At 65.4% G+C, this 14,223-nt stretch carries 15 protein-coding genes; 7 read left to right on the forward strand and 8 right to left on the reverse strand.

What is annotated here, in order from left to right:
* Position 1: 1 nt before the first annotated feature.
* A complete protein-coding gene (locus ACQY5B_RS04575) occupies positions 2–979 on the forward strand; it encodes a sugar-binding transcriptional regulator (RefSeq protein ID WP_305972125.1) in 978 nt (325 codons plus the stop codon).
* Positions 972–1,922, forward strand: coding sequence for a formylglycine-generating enzyme family protein (locus ACQY5B_RS04580; RefSeq protein ID WP_420326190.1), 951 nt, complete (start codon positions 972–974; stop codon positions 1,920–1,922). The genes ACQY5B_RS04575 and ACQY5B_RS04580 overlap by 8 nt, the downstream gene beginning before the upstream one ends.
* Before the next feature lie 118 nt (positions 1,923–2,040).
* Here the strand turns inward: ACQY5B_RS04580 and ACQY5B_RS04585 are convergent, their stop codons facing one another.
* Together ACQY5B_RS04585 and ACQY5B_RS04590 are read right to left on the reverse strand one after the other, a co-directional pair.
* The gene (locus tag ACQY5B_RS04585; RefSeq protein ID WP_420326189.1) at positions 2,041–3,573 is read right to left on the reverse strand and encodes a sulfatase; all 1,533 of its coding nucleotides are present in this window, start codon (positions 3,571–3,573) and stop codon (positions 2,041–2,043) included.
* A gap of 149 nt (positions 3,574–3,722) precedes the next feature.
* Positions 3,723–4,733 (reverse strand): alpha/beta fold hydrolase, encoded by a 1,011-nt coding sequence (locus ACQY5B_RS04590; protein WP_420326188.1) that lies wholly within the window; start codon positions 4,731–4,733, stop codon positions 3,723–3,725.
* A gap of 111 nt (positions 4,734–4,844) precedes the next feature.
* Between ACQY5B_RS04590 and ACQY5B_RS04595 the strand changes: the two genes are divergently transcribed.
* The 5 genes from ACQY5B_RS04595 (at position 4,845) to ACQY5B_RS04615 (ending at position 8,446) form a co-directional block, all read left to right on the forward strand.
* Positions 4,845–5,855 (forward strand): AraC family transcriptional regulator, encoded by a 1,011-nt coding sequence (locus ACQY5B_RS04595; protein ID WP_420326186.1) that lies wholly within the window; start codon positions 4,845–4,847, stop codon positions 5,853–5,855.
* Positions 5,856–5,955: 100 nt separating this feature from the next.
* Positions 5,956–6,321 (forward strand): YMGG-like glycine zipper-containing protein, encoded by a 366-nt coding sequence (locus tag ACQY5B_RS04600; RefSeq protein ID WP_420326185.1) that lies wholly within the window; start codon positions 5,956–5,958, stop codon positions 6,319–6,321.
* Between the two features lie 196 nt (positions 6,322–6,517).
* A complete protein-coding gene (locus ACQY5B_RS04605) occupies positions 6,518–6,886 on the forward strand; it encodes a hypothetical protein (protein ID WP_420326184.1) in 369 nt (122 codons plus the stop codon).
* 16 nt (positions 6,887–6,902) lie between these two features.
* Positions 6,903–7,769, forward strand: coding sequence for an SDR family oxidoreductase (locus ACQY5B_RS04610; protein ID WP_420326183.1), 867 nt, complete (start codon positions 6,903–6,905; stop codon positions 7,767–7,769).
* A 53-nt stretch (positions 7,770–7,822) separates the two neighbouring features.
* Positions 7,823–8,446, forward strand: a complete 624-nt coding sequence (locus ACQY5B_RS04615) for a hypothetical protein (protein ID WP_420326182.1) — start codon at positions 7,823–7,825, stop codon at positions 8,444–8,446.
* A 422-nt stretch (positions 8,447–8,868) separates the two neighbouring features.
* Here ACQY5B_RS04615 and tcuB read toward each other — a convergent pair whose 3' ends face one another.
* From tcuB to ACQY5B_RS04645, 6 genes are all read right to left on the reverse strand, one after another.
* The gene (gene tcuB, locus ACQY5B_RS04620) at positions 8,869–9,948 is read right to left on the reverse strand and encodes a tricarballylate utilization 4Fe-4S protein TcuB (RefSeq protein WP_420326181.1); all 1,080 of its coding nucleotides are present in this window, start codon (positions 9,946–9,948) and stop codon (positions 8,869–8,871) included.
* The gene (gene tcuA / locus ACQY5B_RS04625) at positions 9,932–11,323 is read right to left on the reverse strand and encodes an FAD-dependent tricarballylate dehydrogenase TcuA (protein ID WP_420326180.1); all 1,392 of its coding nucleotides are present in this window, start codon (positions 11,321–11,323) and stop codon (positions 9,932–9,934) included. The genes tcuB and tcuA overlap by 17 nt, the downstream gene beginning before the upstream one ends.
* Positions 11,320–11,991 carry a GntR family transcriptional regulator gene (locus ACQY5B_RS04630; protein ID WP_420326179.1) on the reverse strand — a complete coding sequence of 224 codons (672 nt, stop codon included), beginning with the start codon at positions 11,989–11,991 and terminating at the stop codon, positions 11,320–11,322. The genes tcuA and ACQY5B_RS04630 overlap by 4 nt, the downstream gene beginning before the upstream one ends.
* A 270-nt stretch (positions 11,992–12,261) precedes the next feature.
* Positions 12,262–13,233 (reverse strand): D-2-hydroxyacid dehydrogenase family protein, encoded by a 972-nt coding sequence (locus ACQY5B_RS04635; protein ID WP_305972114.1) that lies wholly within the window; start codon positions 13,231–13,233, stop codon positions 12,262–12,264.
* A gap of 4 nt (positions 13,234–13,237) precedes the next feature.
* Entirely contained in the window at positions 13,238–13,399 is a 162-nt protein-coding gene (locus ACQY5B_RS04640) for a hypothetical protein (protein WP_305972113.1), read from the reverse strand.
* Between the two features lie 12 nt (positions 13,400–13,411).
* Positions 13,412–14,212: a universal stress protein gene (locus ACQY5B_RS04645; protein WP_421917702.1), complete on the reverse strand. Its 801-nt coding sequence runs from the start codon at positions 14,210–14,212 to the stop codon at positions 13,412–13,414.
* Positions 14,213–14,223: the final 11 nt, after the last annotated feature.

The raw sequence follows: 14,223 nt of genomic DNA on the forward strand, positions 1-14,223 counted from the left end.
GATGAACAAAACTGCCCCGCCGTCGCACATCTCCGGTGAGAAGGAAGCGCTGCTGTCCAACGTGGCGCTGCTTTACTACGGCGAGGGTCTGACCCAGGGCGAAATCGCCAAGCGCATGAAGGTCAGCCGCGCGACCATCGTCAACATGCTGCGCGAGAGCCGAGAGTTGGGCGTGGTCGAGATCCGGGTGGATGGGCATTATCTCACCGGGTCCTCCCTGGCCCGAGATCTGCGCGAGAAGTTCGGCCTGGTGGATGTCTACGTCGCGCAGCCAGCCTCGGACGAGGTGCCGCTGGGCAGGACCGAGGCCCTGGCGCAATTGGCGCGGGTCGCCGCGATGGCGCTGCTGGACGTGGTCGAGCCGGGCGACCGGCTGGGCGTCGCCTGGGGCGAGACGATCATGGCGGTTGCCGACACCATGCCGCGCAACGCGGTGGCGGATGTCGAGGTCTGCCAGTTGATCGGATCGATGATCTCGGACCGGGTGCCCGCCTCGGAGAACTGCACGATCCAGATCGCGAACAAGCTGGGTGCTCAATGCTACACCCTTCATGCGCCCGGGTTGATTTCGAACGCCGAACTGGCGCTGCAAATCCGCGAAGAGCCGACCATCCGGATGCAGTTGGACCGGTTGAAGGCGTTGGATATGGCGATCTATTCGGTGGGCAACGTCCATCCCGAAACCCACCTCGTTGCTGCCGATATGGCGAGCGAGAAAACTTTGGCCGACGCCGTCGGTGCCGGGGCTGCGGGCATCCTCTGTTGCCGGTATCTTTCTGCCGCGGGGGAGCAGATCGACATGCCGCCGCATGACCGTCTGATTGCCGCAACCCTTGGCGATTTGCGGAACGCACGCAAGAAACTGCTTGTGGTCTGCGGTCGGGATCGGGCAGAGGCGACCCTTGCCAGCATCCGCGGCGGGTTGGCGACGCATCTGGTTGTGGACAAGGCGCTTGCCCTCGAGTTGATGAATGACTGAAGGTCCGGAAACGCCCGCGAAATCCGCCTGTTGCGCTCCTGCCGCCAGACGCGGCGGGGCAGGGGCCGCGACCGAGGTCATCGCGTGCGGAAGTGCGACCCGCCCACCCACGGCACGGATACCGGGTGGCAAGGCCCTGGTGGGTACGGATCATCCCCATCTGATCGAGGATGCCGAAGGCCCTCTGCGGACCAAGACCGTGGCCCCGTTCGAGATCGGCATCACCACGGTTACCAACGCGCAATTCGCCGAATTCGTCGACGCGACCGGATATGTCACCGAGGCCGAACGCTTTGGCTGGTCGTTCGTGTTCTGGAGCGAGGTAGGTGCCGAGGTTGGCCCGACCCAAGGGGTGGCCAACGTGGAATGGTGGAGACGGGTGGACGGGGCCAACTGGCGCGACATCAACGGGCCCGGAACGGCAGAGAAAGCCTGGTTCCCGGATCACCCGGTGGTTCAGGTCAGCTGGAACGATGCCCGCGCCTATGCCAAGTGGATTGGCGGCCGGCTCCCGACCGAGGCCGAGTGGGAACATGCCGCCCGTGGCGGATTGGGCGACGTGCCGTACCCCTGGGGGCATGAAGAGCCTGACGATACGGCACATTTTCCCTGCAACATCTGGCAGGGCCGCTTTCCGGACAGGAACCTTGGGCTGGACGGTCACCTGACGACCGCGCCGGCCATGTCCTTCGAGCCCAATGGCTACGGGCTCTACAACCTCGTCGGCAATGTGTGGGAATGGACGGCGGAGCCGTTTCGCATCCGCTCTCTCAAGCGCGGCGCAAAGGCGCGACAGGCGGCGATGAAAGGATACAAGCTGGCGAAGGGCGGGTCGTTCCTTTGCCACAAGAGCTATTGTTATCGTTACCGCATCGCGGCCCGCACCGGCAATTCCCCCGAGAGCACGACCACACACACAGGATTCCGCGTCGTCTGGGGCTAAGGTGGATCAGGCCGTCCGTCGGGGGCTTCGATCAGGGGCGGAACGTCCCGCCGCCTTTCCCCGGTGACATGCCCCGGGGGCAGATCGGTCGGGCAGGCGGCGGGTGCCGGGCTGGACCTCAGGCGGGAACCGCCTCTTTCAGGCCCAACCGGTCGAATTGCTCGGGCGGGCAGCCTTCGTCCTCCATCAGCTTGCGCACGAGGTCGAGCATGCGCGCCCGCTGCTCCGGCGCGCTGTCCCAGAGGTTCTGCGCCTGCCCCGGATCCTCGGCCCGGTTAAAGAGCAGGTTCTCTTCGGTGCGCGGGTCGATCTTGATCGGTATCTGCCACATGGGCAGATCGACCGAAGGATCAAAATAGCCCTGATCCACCGGCTTGTTCGGTGCCTTTGACAGCCGTCCGTCAACGGGATTGTCGACAATCAACGGCCGGAAAATGGCCGTGGAGTAGAGGTACAGCGGCTTGTCCGGGTCCGGCGCCTTCATCACGGTCCATGTCCCGTCGGTGGCGCAGACGCCCTGACCGAATGTCCCATATAGCACCGCGTCACGCGGCGAGGGCGCGTCGTCCACCACCATCGGCAAGAGCGACTTGCTGTGGCGGTTGGCCTCCGTGACCTCGACACCTGCAGCCTCGATGATCGTGGCAAAGATATCGACGGTCTGGGTCAGACCGGAGATGCGCCTGCCGTTGCCCGGATTGGCAGGATGGTAGACCATCAGCGGAATGTTCGCGTGGCTGTCGAAATGTGGGTGCTGCTTGCCGAACGCGCGGCGCTCGCCCATGTCGTGGCCGTGGTCGGTTGTCAGGATGACCATCGTATCGTCCCACAACCCTTTCTCGTCCAGCTTGTCCATGAGGGTGCCGAACCACTTGTCCATCATGGTGACCTTGCCCATGAACTGGGACTTCAGGAACTTCAGCTCCTCGGGCGTGGTCTGATCCATGAAGTTCTCAAGATCCTTGTAGACTTGGTAGGGCGGCCACACGTTGAACTCGTTTTTCGTGGCGCCCTCGGCATACATGCTCTCGTAGGGTTCGGGGATGTGAAAGGGTTCGTGCACGTCGAAGGTCTCGACATGCAGGAAGAACTTGCCCTTCTTGGCATTGCGGTCCAGCCAGTCGCAGGCACTGCCAAAGGTCTTGGCCGAGAAGTAATCCTCTTCTCCCGCGAAGTCCTTGGTGTTGGCGTAATACTGGCCGATATGCTCTGGCGCGCGGAATTTCTCGACGTTTTTGACCCAGGCGGGTTTTTCTTCGTTCGGATCCTGCGCCTGCCAGCGGTCGACTTCGTAGCCGCGGATCATCTCGGTGGTGTCATAGCTCTGGATGTAGCCGTTGGCCTCTTCTTCCCAGTAGTGGTAGTGGTCCGTCACCACGTGGGTATGATAGCCGCCCTTGCGGACTTCGGCGGGCAGGCGCGGGTCAAACACTTCGAGCGAGCCCCAGGGCCGCCACATGAATTCCTTGCGTCCCGCGATCAATTCACGGCGGGCTGGCATGCAGGGCAGGCTGCCGACGAAGTGATTGTCGAATACCGCGGCGCGCTTGGCAAAACGATCGATATTGGGTGTTTCGCAGCGGCTTTGAGGATCGTACGCGCGCAGGCAGTTCCGCGTCAGGCTATCGACCAGCACGAGGATGATGTTCATGTCGGTTCCCTTTACCGTAGCTGTTGCCGGGACAATAGCGGTGGCGAGCTCATTTTACAAGTGTCACATTTTTTGTCATATGTGATATTTGGGTGTGGCGTGGGCGCGTCGGTACGCTGCGCATCCCGCGCTGCGACCGTCCTTTTTTGCTACGAAACCAGGGACGAAACATGGCGGGCTGCTTCATCCGGGGCGCCGAGGAAGGATCGGATCGCGGCGAGCGTCTCTTCGGGCTTGTCCCAGGCTGTGTCGTGGCCCGCGCCCTCGATCACCTCCATTCGCGCATCCGGAAACATCGTGGCGTGACGGGCCTGAAGCGGCGCGCCGGTCCAGTCGTTGCAGCCCCCGGCCAGGATCAGGACAGGGCCGGGGAAGGCGAGGCCGGAGGTCATGGCGCCAAGCGCGACGGCCGGATCGCTCCAGAACACGTCGCTCGCCCGGTGCCCGAAGCGCCAACTGGGGGCATCAAAGGCGCGACCGGGGCAGTGATAGGGGTTTGACGGGTGGTTGGCGAAGGCATGAACGACGGCGCTGACGATGCTGTCCTGCGCCGCGTCTGCATCGCCCCGGACACCACGGGCGCGGAAACCGGCCAGTAGCCCAGCCCAGAGCACGCGCGGGCTGCGGGAGAGACCGGCGCGCCGGGTCTCGAAATCGGCAAGGCCTTCAGGGTCGAGAAACCCCGGCTCGATCAGAACGGCATGAGCAACGGCGGCGGGACGATGGCCAAGATAGGCCGTCGCAAGCATCGCACCCCATGAGTGGCCGATCAGTACGACAGGACCGTTCCCATGGGTGGCGATCAGCGCATCGAGATCGGCGAGGTGGTCCGGCACGCCCAGCCGGTCTGCCGTCACCCGCTCGGACAGGCCCGCGCCGCGCTGGTCGTAGAACAGGACGCGGTGGGTGGCGCTCAGGCCCTGCAGCGCCAGCAGCGAGCGGTGGTCGCCTCCTGGCCCGCCGTGCAGAACGATCACAAGCGGCGCGCCCTCCGCTCCGGTGACGTGGCCGTGCAGCAGGACGCCCAGGCCGAAAAGCCGGGGCAGAGAGGGGTCATCTGCGACCGTGGCCGCCACCTCCGGTGGCATCCGTGTGATCCAGAGGAGGACGGCGAAGGTCAGGGCGACAAGACAGGCGAGTGTGACGATCGGTACAATCATGTGAAGCAGCATAAGGGTTGTCCGAATGTGAAGTCTCGGCACAATGTGCCCGCGTCGGTTTGGCGGGGGCATGACCGGGCGTATCAAGATCTTGCCCCAGGAGACCGCCGCATGTCCGATCAGTCCATGGCCGCCGGATTCGCAGCCGCCTTTCTTGACTACGCTGCGGGAGAAGGGGCACCGCGCGTGCCCTTGCTCGCGGCTTCGGGGCTGGCAGAGGATGACCTGGCGGATCAGGACGCGCGCATCCCGGTCGCCGCGTACCAGGCGCTCATCGCTGCGGGGATAAAGGCGACGGGCGACACTTCACTGCTTTTGCGCCACGTGCTGGAAACCCGGCTGGAGACGATGTCGATCGTCGGCCAGATCGTCCACGCCTCGACCTCTTTCCCGCACAGCCTGGGTCAGCTGAACCGCTACGCGCGGCTCATGGCCGACGTGCCGATCCCCGGCGGTCGGGATAGGTTTGAGCTTGTGCACGAGGGTGCGGCGGTCTGGCTGGTGGACAACCGCCCCTGCGACGGAAGCTGGATGGCGACCGAGGCGAGCTTTGCCCGCTTCATCTCGGAGTTCCGCCGCTCTGCCCCGGAACACCCGTTCGAGCAAGCGTTGGAAGTGACCTACGCGCCGCCGCCGCACGCGAACCGATACCCCGAGCTGTTCCGGGTGCCGGTGACGTTCCGGGCCACACGGAACGCGCTCCGGATCAACCCGGTCTGGCTGGACGCCGCGTTCGACGGCGGCAAGGACTATGTCTTTGGCGTTTTCACGCGCCACGCGGACGGACTGCTGGATGACCTCGCGACGCGGAACACCGTGCGCTCCGCCGTCGAGGCGCGAATGCTGGCCGACCTGCACGAAGGCACGCTGTCGATGGACCGCGTCGCACGCGACCTCGGGATGAGCCGTCAGACACTCTACCGCCGGCTGAAGGACGAAGGCGTCACCTTCGCGCAGGTCCATGACGACCTGCGCCGCCGCATGGCGATGGACTACCTAGGCGCGCGCAAGGTCTCGGTCGGCGAAACGGCCTATCTTCTGGGTTTTTCGGAGGCGTCGGCCTTTGTGCGGGCCTTTCGCCGCTGGACCGGGACAAGCCCGACCGCGTGGCTTGGCAATTGATACCTGGGGTCAAGCTGTTGATCTCGGCGGTCATGCCAGCCGTCCGGTGCTTTCGGGTAGATCCTCTTTCGTCATTGATCACAGTCGAAGGAGACACCCAATGAAACCGTTGCTGATTGCCCCGCTTTGCCTGACCGTACTCTTGGGCGCCTGTGCCGGGATGGGCACGGATGTGACCCCGATCCTGGATGGCCCGCCAACAGCACAGTTCCAAAGCGATCTGTCCGCCTGCCGCAGCCTTGCGCGCAGCCAGTCGCAGTTGAAGCATCAAACGATGGCCGCAACCGCCATCGGCGCAGGGGTCGGCGGCGTCCTGGGCGAGGTGGACGACGAGGGCGACGCGCTTGGCGGGGCCGTGGTCGGCGCGCTGGCAGGGGCCGCGGCGGGCGTGTCCGAGGCGAGCGAGACGCGCGAAACCATCGTCCTGAACTGCCTGCGCGGCCGTGGCCATGCGGTCGTGAACTGAGAGACGGCGCGATGCCAGACATTTTCACCCCCATGACCGGGCTAGCCCAGATCCCGACCAGAGGGGCGTGCCCGCCGGCATGGCAGAGCACCTCTCGGCCCCGGCACATTTGTGGCGTTGTCGCCTTGGCCGAAGGGGCGGTCCGCGTCCCTGTGGTTCTTTCCGGCACGCACTCGATGGTCGGGAGGGCCAGGCTGTGACCCAGACCCTCGCCGTTGCCTATACCGGTCTGGCCGCGTTGCCGGTGCTCATGCACCTTGCCAATGCCGCCGGCGCGCCGCTTGGCCGGCTGACGGTCGGCGGCCGTTTTCCCGGCCGCCTGCCGCCCGCTTGGAGGGCGCTGGCGCTGGTTCAGGCTGTGCTGCTTTGCACGATGGCCGGGGCCGTTCTTGCCCGGGCCGGGGGTGGCGCCGCGCCGTTGGCACCGCTGTTCTGGCCCGCCGTCGCGCTTACGCTGCTGTCCCTTGCCGCCAATGCCGCAAGCCCCTCGCGCCCAGAGCGCCTGCTCTGGACGCCTGTCCTGTTCCTCATGGCCGCCAGCGCGCTTGGCGTTGGCCTGCTGTAGTCACCGGAGGTGATCCATGAATGTTCTCATTGCCGGCGCGACCGGCTATCTCGGGCGGTTCCTTTGCGCCGAATACACAAGGCGCGGACACCACGTCACCGCCTTGGTTCGCGATTCCGGGCGCGCCGAAGGACTGGCCGATGTGTTGATCGAGGCCGAGGCCACGCGACCCGAAACGCTCATTGGCGTCATGGACAGCGTTGACCTTGTCGTTTCTGCATTGGGGATCACGCGACAAACCGATGGCCTCGGCTACCGGGAGGTCGATTTCCAGGCGAACCTGAACCTCCTGCGCGAGGCTGAAGCGGCAGGCGTAAAGCGCTTTGCCTATGTCCATGTCCTGAACGCGGACGCCATGGCGGGCGTGCCGCTGGTCGATGCCAAGACCGACTTCGTGAATGCGCTCCAGGCCTCGGACATGCCCGCGACCGTGATCGCGCCCACCGGCTATTTTTCCGACATGGGCGAGATCCTGGCGATGGCGCAAAGGGGCCGCGTCTGGCTCTTCGGACAGGGCACCCAGCGCCTCAATCCCATCCACGGCGCCGACCTGGCCGTGGCCATTGCTGACGCCACGGATGAAGGCCGTGGCTGGATCGAGGTCGGCGGCCCCGACGTGATGACACAGGACGAGATCGCCAGTGCCGCCTTCGCCGCGCTGGGGACCGCGCCGCGCATCACCCACCTGCCGGACGCCCTGCGGCGCGCCGTGCTCGCCGTCCTGCCGTTCCTGCCCCGGCGGATGAGCGGTCCGGCGCGTTTCTTCCTGACCGCGCTCGGAATGGACATGGTTGCGCCCCGGTTCGGGACACGTCGCCTGACCGATCACTTCGCAACACTCGCCGCCGAAACGGTGCATCAACCGGACGGAGCCAGCTCATAATGCTTCGAACAGCCGGCGGCCTCGCTGCTCTGACCTGCGCGTCCACCTACCTCATGGGCTTTGCCCTGCTCATCACCGTGTTCGCCCCGTTGGGTTTCGGGACGGACGAGATCGACGCCGCCGGTGTTGCGGCCTTCATCGCCGAGCGTCCCGGGGTGCTGATCGCATGGAACACAGTGATTTACATCGTGAACGCGCTGGCGCTTGCGGTACTTGTCGTCTCCCTCCGCCAGCAGATCGCCAGGACAATGCCGGATGCCGCCGCCCTGACAGCGGCGTTCGGCCTCATCTGGGCCACGCTCGTCCTTGGCGCCGGGATGATCGCCAATGTGGCTGTCGAACGCACCCACGCGCTTGCCGCCGATCCGGGGGCCGCGACCGCGCTATGGCAGGTGCTGCACGCGGTTGAACTGGGTCTTGGCGGCGGAAACGAGATCGCCGGCGGCGCATGGCTACTCGCGGTCAGCCTTGCCGGGCGTGCGAGCGGGATCTTTGGCAGGCTCACTGCGGGGCTTGGGCTGCTCACGGGTGCGGCGGGGCTCCTCACGGTTCTTCCGCCGATGGGAGAAACCGGCGGCGCCGCCTTTGGTCTCGGCGCCATCGTGTGGTTCGTGGTCGCTGGTCTTGTGCTTCTCCGGGGCGGCGCAGGGCACCTCGGAAAGCGGACGTCTGCATGACACCGCTTCGCACCCTCATTGTGGCCTCACCGACGGCTGTTTCCGACCGCTTGGAATGCTGTTCCCGAAGGCGCTCCGCGTGGGTCTCATGGCCCGCGACCTCGACCCCGGCGCGACTGGTGAAACTGACCAGGACGTTTGCCGCCGCGGCTATTCTGCGCATGTGCGAGAGGGGGCGCTTGGATCTCGACGCCGCCAGCGCGGACCTGCGTTGCGGCATGTTCTGATCTGCTCGTTCCCGGAGGCAAACAGAGGTCGGATCGTCGCCTCGGTCACTGTCCGATGTGCGAGGGGTAGTTCAATCAACGCCGTTTACTGACGCCAGTAGTCAAAGGGGCAAATCCCACCTTACGGCGTCTGGTGCGATATCGCCCCGTCGCCGGTGCTGGTGAGGGTGGCCCATCGCTGGGCCACCTTCCATATCACGCGCCTGTTTTCCGGACTTTCGCCGCTTCGATGGTCAGGGCCGCAAGTCGATAAAAGCCATGCGCCATCTTGGAGTATGGTGTCAGCAGGAAGAAAGTAAGCACCAGTCCAAGGTGCAAAGCCAGCAGTGCGGGGACCGCCGCCGTGCCGGTTGCCGCGTATAGGGCCAGCCCCGTCGCGCCCACCGCGCCGAGCAGCAGGACAAAGGCCATCTCTCCGCCCCAATACCTTGGTGCGCCCAGATCGCGATCCGCCCGGGTCTTGAGCCAGGCAAGCAGTCCGCATCCCAAGGTCAGAAGCAGACCGCCGGGCACCCCCAGAAGTTTCGGAAGGCTGTAGAAGCCATAGGGAGCCTCGAGGCCAAAGACGTAGTGCATGACGGTCGCGCTGCTGGTCGACGCGAAACACAACAGGAAACCGTAAAGAACCGCCTGGTGCGCATGGCGCCGGGCATGGCTGAACCGGTCCTCGTCCTCGAAGTTGCAGCCGTCGCCGTGCCCGCCTTCAAGGTTGCGCATCCGGCCTGCAGAGCGCAAGGCGTCGCCAAGGTCGGAGAGCCGCACCGCTTGCGCACCCGTGCTCTGCCAATAGCCGCGCAGCGAGACGACAAGGGTCAACAGCGGCAACGAGAAGGCCGGGGCGAAGATCGCGACCATCAGGGAGTGGGACATGAACGTATAGAATCCCTCGCCGCCTTCGGGGCGCATCCATTGCGCCAATGCAAAGAGCAGCGCAAAGGCCAGCGTCAGACAGGCCGCCATGGCGACGCCCGACCGTTCGAAGAGTTCGGCAAAGGGGCGGGGCCAGGCATGGGCTTTCCAGCTGTCTTGCCGGACTTCGGCCAGTGCCTTCGGCAGGTTCAGGTCGAATTCATGCGGGGCCGTGTACTGGCAGGCGTAATAGCATCCCCGGCAGTTGTGGCACAGGTTGGCCAATTGCGTGATGTCTCCGTCGGCAAGGGCGCGTTCGCGGTGCAGTGCGGGGAAAACGGAACAGTAGCCTTCACAGTAGCGGCAGGCGTTGCAGATCTCGGCCTGGCGCCGGGCTTCCTGGATCAGGTCAGGTTGCATTTGCATGGGCGGCGGCCTCCTTGCCTGCGATGCGTCCGAAAACGGTTCCGATGGTCATGCCGAACCCGGCGAGATAGCCTTGGCCGAGGATCGAGCCGGCCATGGTCTCTCCCGCGGCCCAGAGGTTCGATACCGGGCGGTTGCCGACAGAGCACTGCGCGCGCTCGTCGACCTTGAGCCCGAGATAGGTGAAGGTCACGCCGGTGCGCAGGCTGTAGCCGTAGAAGGGCGGTTCCGTGATCGGGCGGGCCCAGTTGGTCTTGGGCGGGTTCAGGCCCTTGGTCGCCACGCCGTCCAGTTCGGTCGGGTGAAACGCCGAGGTGTCGCCACAGGCGTTGTTGAATTCGTCGACCGTGCGCCGCAGTTCGTCAGGCGGCAGCCCCATCTTGTCGGCCAGGTCTTCCAGCGTGTCGGCCTCGATCGGCGGGAAAACCGACGGCATGAATAGTTTCAGCGATTTCGCGTCGATGATGACATAGCCGACCTGGTCCGGCTGCGCTGCCACCAGCCGGCCCCAGATGGCGTAGCGCTTGGGCCAGACGTCCTCGCCCTCGTCGTAGAAACGCTGCGCGTTCTTGTTGACCACGATGGAGAAGGGGACGCAGTCCAACCGGGTCACGATGCCGCCGTCGAACTTGGGCGCGCGGCCGTCGATGGCGACGGCGTGGCACTGCGTCGGGTCCCCCACCTGCGCGACACCCTGGTCCAACAGGTCGGCCAGCACCACGCCGCGATTGTAGGGCGTGCCGCGGATCAGAAAGTTCTTTGCCGCCGGTCCCCAGGCCCGGGCCAGCCAGTCGGTGTCGGCCTGGAACCCGCCCGAGGCCACGACCACGGACTTGGGCGAGATCCGGTGCGTCTGACCGTCATGCGTGTAGTCGAGAAACGCGATCCGGTCGTCCTCCAGTTCCAGGTGCGTGACGGCGGCCTCGTAGAGCACGCGCACGCCAAGCGCCTCGGCGGTGCGGTAATAGGCGTTGACCAGACTCTTGCCGCCGCCAAGGAAGAACGCGTTGGTGCGTGCCAGCGACAGCGTACCGGACAGAGAGGGCTGAAACCGCACGCCATGCGCCTCCATCCACGGCAGGCATTCCTCGGAACTGCGGATGGCCAGGCGCGCCAGCCCCTCGTCCGTCTTGCCGTCCGTGACCTTCATCAGGTCGGCGAGGTATTCCTCCTCTGAATAGCTGTCGATCAACGGTCCGAGAGGGCCGTGATGCATGCAGCGAAAGTTGCGGGTGTGGCGCGAATTGCCACCGCGATAGGGTTTCGGGGCCGTTTCAAGGATCAGGACACGCGCCCCCGCCTCGGCGGCGGTGATCGCGGCGCACAGCGCGGCATTGCCGCCGCCGATAACGGCGATGTCGATCGGTTCAGTCAAAGCATGTCTCCGTCATAGAGAGGGCGGGCCCGCAGGGCGCGCACGCGAACGCGCTGCGCGGCCTCGATATGAGCGCGCATCGCGGCCTCGGCGAGGGCGCCGTCGCGTGCCTTGATGGCGTCCAGCACGCCGAAATGTTCCTCGACCGCCTTCATGGCGCGGTCAGGTTCGGTCAGGGTCGTGGGTCCAAGGATCATGAGCGCCTTTTGCAGCGATGTGATCGAGCGGGTGAGAAAGCGGTTCTTGGCAGCATCGAGAATGGCGGCATGGAACTGGCGGTTCAGCGCAAAGGCCTCGGGCGTGTTGCCGGTGTCTGCCAAGGCTTGGTTCATGTCGAAGAGTTCCTCGATCTCGATGTCCGAGGCCGCCCGCGCCGCAAGCCGCGCCGCGGTTCCTTCCAGCACCGCCCGCATCTCGTAGAGGTCCATGACCTCGGCATAATCCAGCGTGCGGATGCTGGCGCCTTGCCGGGGAACGTGCACGACGATGCCATCCGCCTCCAGTTGCCGGATCGCCTCGCGCACGGGCGTGCGGGACACGCCAAGGCGCTCTGCCAGTTCCGTTTCTCGCAGGCGATCACCGGGGTTCAGCCGGCCCTCGCGCAATGCGTCGAGCAGACGGGAGTAGGCGGCGTTGCCCTGCGGTGCGTTTTCCTCGTCTCGTGCCATACAAGCCCCCGAACAGTGTTGTATCCAAGTGGATACAAAGGGATACATGGCGTGTCAAGTCAGCGGGCTAGATGAGCGACCATGCCGATATCCGGGCCGGGAGTGTCGAGGCTGTGTGTTGGGCGCGCAAAACGAACGTGGCAGCGGGGCCGGGCCAGCAGGGCCCGGCCTATCCGGCCTTCGCGACGGGTATGGACGGGGGCGACGTCGTCATCCCCCGTCTGTCTCGCATGGGTCGGATCATCGTCACGACGCCAGCGATGGAGCGGCTCAGGTGTTCCGGGAGAGCGTCTCGGGGTTGATCACGTTGATCGGGGTGCCCGAGGCAAAGGCATTGATCTGCGTAAAGATGTCGGCGAACTGCTTGTCGAATTCGTCCTCGGTGACGAATCCGATATGCGGCGTGCAGATCAGGTTCGGATGCGAGAGCAGGGGATCGGCCGGGTCACGCATCGGTTCCGTGTCGAAGACATCGACCGCGCCGATGATGCCCGATCCCAGCGCGTCCAGCAGCGCACCCTCTTCGACCAGGCCGGCGCGCGAGGTGTTCACGAAGACCGATCCGGGGCGCATTCCGGACAGGTCCTCTCGCGTGATCATCCCGCGGGTTTCTGGCTTGAGCCGGACATGCACCGAGACCACGTCGCTGCCTGCGAAAAACGCCTCGCGGCTTGCGGCGACGGTCTCGCCGTCCGCCATGGCTCGGGCGCGGCCCTCCTCGGAAGCCCACCAGACCACATTCATCCCGAAGGCGCGGGCCAGATCGGCCACCGCGCGCCCGATCTTGCCATAGCCGTAGAGGCCCAGCCGCCGACCGCGCAGCGTCTTGCCGACGCCGATTTGCCAGGTTCCGGCCTTGGTCGATGCCATCTGCTGCGGGATCTGCCGCATGGCGCACAGCATCAACCCGATTGTCAGTTCGGCCGCCGCGTGGTTTGCGCCGTCGCCGCCGGTCTTGGAACAGAAGGTCACGCCATGTTCTGTGCAGGCGGGCACATCCACATGCGGATAGACCCCCCGTTGAGAAATCAGTTGCAGCCCCGGCAGACGTTCCAGCAATGCGCCATCCACGCGGGTCCGTTCCCGGAAAAGAACCAGCGCCTCGGCCTCGGCCAACCGTTCGGCCAGCTCTGCCCCCTCGGCGTGATCGGTCCAGACTGTCACGTCGTGATCTGACAGCAGATCGAAACAGGGCAGCCCGCGCAACGTGTCGAACCAGTCGTCGAGAATGTGGACACGCATTCGCTCAGCCTTGCGCAGAGAGTGCCCGCAGCGCCTTGGAAACGCGCTGGTGCAGGTCGGTCAGGGTGCGCATGTCGCCGTCCTGACGCTCGATCTTGCTGCAAAGTGTGGCGCGAAGCTCTTCGAGCGATTTTTCGGCGACGCGAAGCTGGTTGTACTCGTGCATGGTTTCGCCCTTTCAGTGAGAGAGTAGAACGGGAATGGTGGTTTCCCGCAGGACCGAGGCGGTGACGCCGCCCACAAGATCCTCGCGGAACTTGGAATGTTCGTAGGCACCCATCACCAGGAGCGACGGGTCGTGCCGTCGGCAATAGCCCAGAACGCGGTCGGCCACCGGGTGTCCGTCGGGCCATTCCTCGTGAATGGCAGTAACGTCGTGGCGGGACAGGTGAGTCAGCAGATCCTCCATGCCGGGCACCTGGCCCACGGTCAGGACGGAGACCTTTCCCTGAGCTTCCAGCAGGCGAAGGCTGTCGGAGAGCGCCCGTGCCGCCGCGCGCCCGCCGTCCCAGGCCAGCGCCGTATGACTGTGGCGGGCCTCTGCATCGTAGCCTTCGGGCACGACGATCACCGGCCGTCCGGACAGCAGCGCGATCTTGTCGGGATGCAGGCGGATATGCTCATCGTCGTCGCGCATCGGGCGGCCCGCGATGATCATGTCGAACGCGCGTCCGGTTTCCGACAGCAGGCTATCGACCCGGCCGGGCACTGCCCGAAAACTCAGCGCGTCGCCCAGATGCAAGTCCGCGCGCAGCACGTCCAGTCGCGCCTCGATCTCTGTCAGCAGCCCGGTCTTGGCCTCGGCCAGCAGCGCCCGCGCCTCACGCGGGATCCAGCGCGAGGTCGTATCCAGCGTGTCATGCGTCGAATGCGCCAGCATCGCGGTCACATGCGCCTTGCGATCGCGGGCCAGAGACGCGGCGTACCGCAGCGCGGCCTCGGAGGACTCGGTGCCGTTGAAGGCGACGAGCAGGTTCATGATCGCCATCG

This window comes from Antarctobacter sp. (genome assembly GCF_965277915.1).
Classification (GTDB): domain Bacteria; phylum Pseudomonadota; class Alphaproteobacteria; order Rhodobacterales; family Rhodobacteraceae; genus Antarctobacter.

Coding starts and splice junctions, on each gene's coding strand:
- ACQY5B_RS04575 (WP_305972125.1), top strand. CDS start 2: ATGAACAAAACTGCCCCGCCGTCGCACATCTCCGGTGAGAAGGAAGCG.
- ACQY5B_RS04635 (WP_305972114.1), bottom strand. CDS start 13,233: ATGCGTGTCCACATTCTCGACGACTGGTTCGACACGTTGCGCGGGCTG.
- ACQY5B_RS04615 (WP_420326182.1), top strand. CDS start 7,823: ATGGGCTTTGCCCTGCTCATCACCGTGTTCGCCCCGTTGGGTTTCGGG.
- ACQY5B_RS04630 (WP_420326179.1), bottom strand. CDS start 11,991: ATGGCACGAGACGAGGAAAACGCACCGCAGGGCAACGCCGCCTACTCC.
- ACQY5B_RS04600 (WP_420326185.1), top strand. CDS start 5,956: ATGAAACCGTTGCTGATTGCCCCGCTTTGCCTGACCGTACTCTTGGGC.
- ACQY5B_RS04590 (WP_420326188.1), bottom strand. CDS start 4,733: ATGATTGTACCGATCGTCACACTCGCCTGTCTTGTCGCCCTGACCTTC.
- ACQY5B_RS04640 (WP_305972113.1), bottom strand. CDS start 13,399: ATGCACGAGTACAACCAGCTTCGCGTCGCCGAAAAATCGCTCGAAGAG.
- ACQY5B_RS04610 (WP_420326183.1), top strand. CDS start 6,903: ATGAATGTTCTCATTGCCGGCGCGACCGGCTATCTCGGGCGGTTCCTT.
- ACQY5B_RS04645 (WP_421917702.1), bottom strand. CDS start 14,212: ATGAACCTGCTCGTCGCCTTCAACGGCACCGAGTCCTCCGAGGCCGCG.
- ACQY5B_RS04580 (WP_420326190.1), top strand. CDS start 972: ATGACTGAAGGTCCGGAAACGCCCGCGAAATCCGCCTGTTGCGCTCCT.
- ACQY5B_RS04585 (WP_420326189.1), bottom strand. CDS start 3,573: ATGAACATCATCCTCGTGCTGGTCGATAGCCTGACGCGGAACTGCCTG.
- ACQY5B_RS04595 (WP_420326186.1), top strand. CDS start 4,845: ATGTCCGATCAGTCCATGGCCGCCGGATTCGCAGCCGCCTTTCTTGAC.
- tcuB (WP_420326181.1), bottom strand. CDS start 9,948: ATGCAAATGCAACCTGACCTGATCCAGGAAGCCCGGCGCCAGGCCGAG.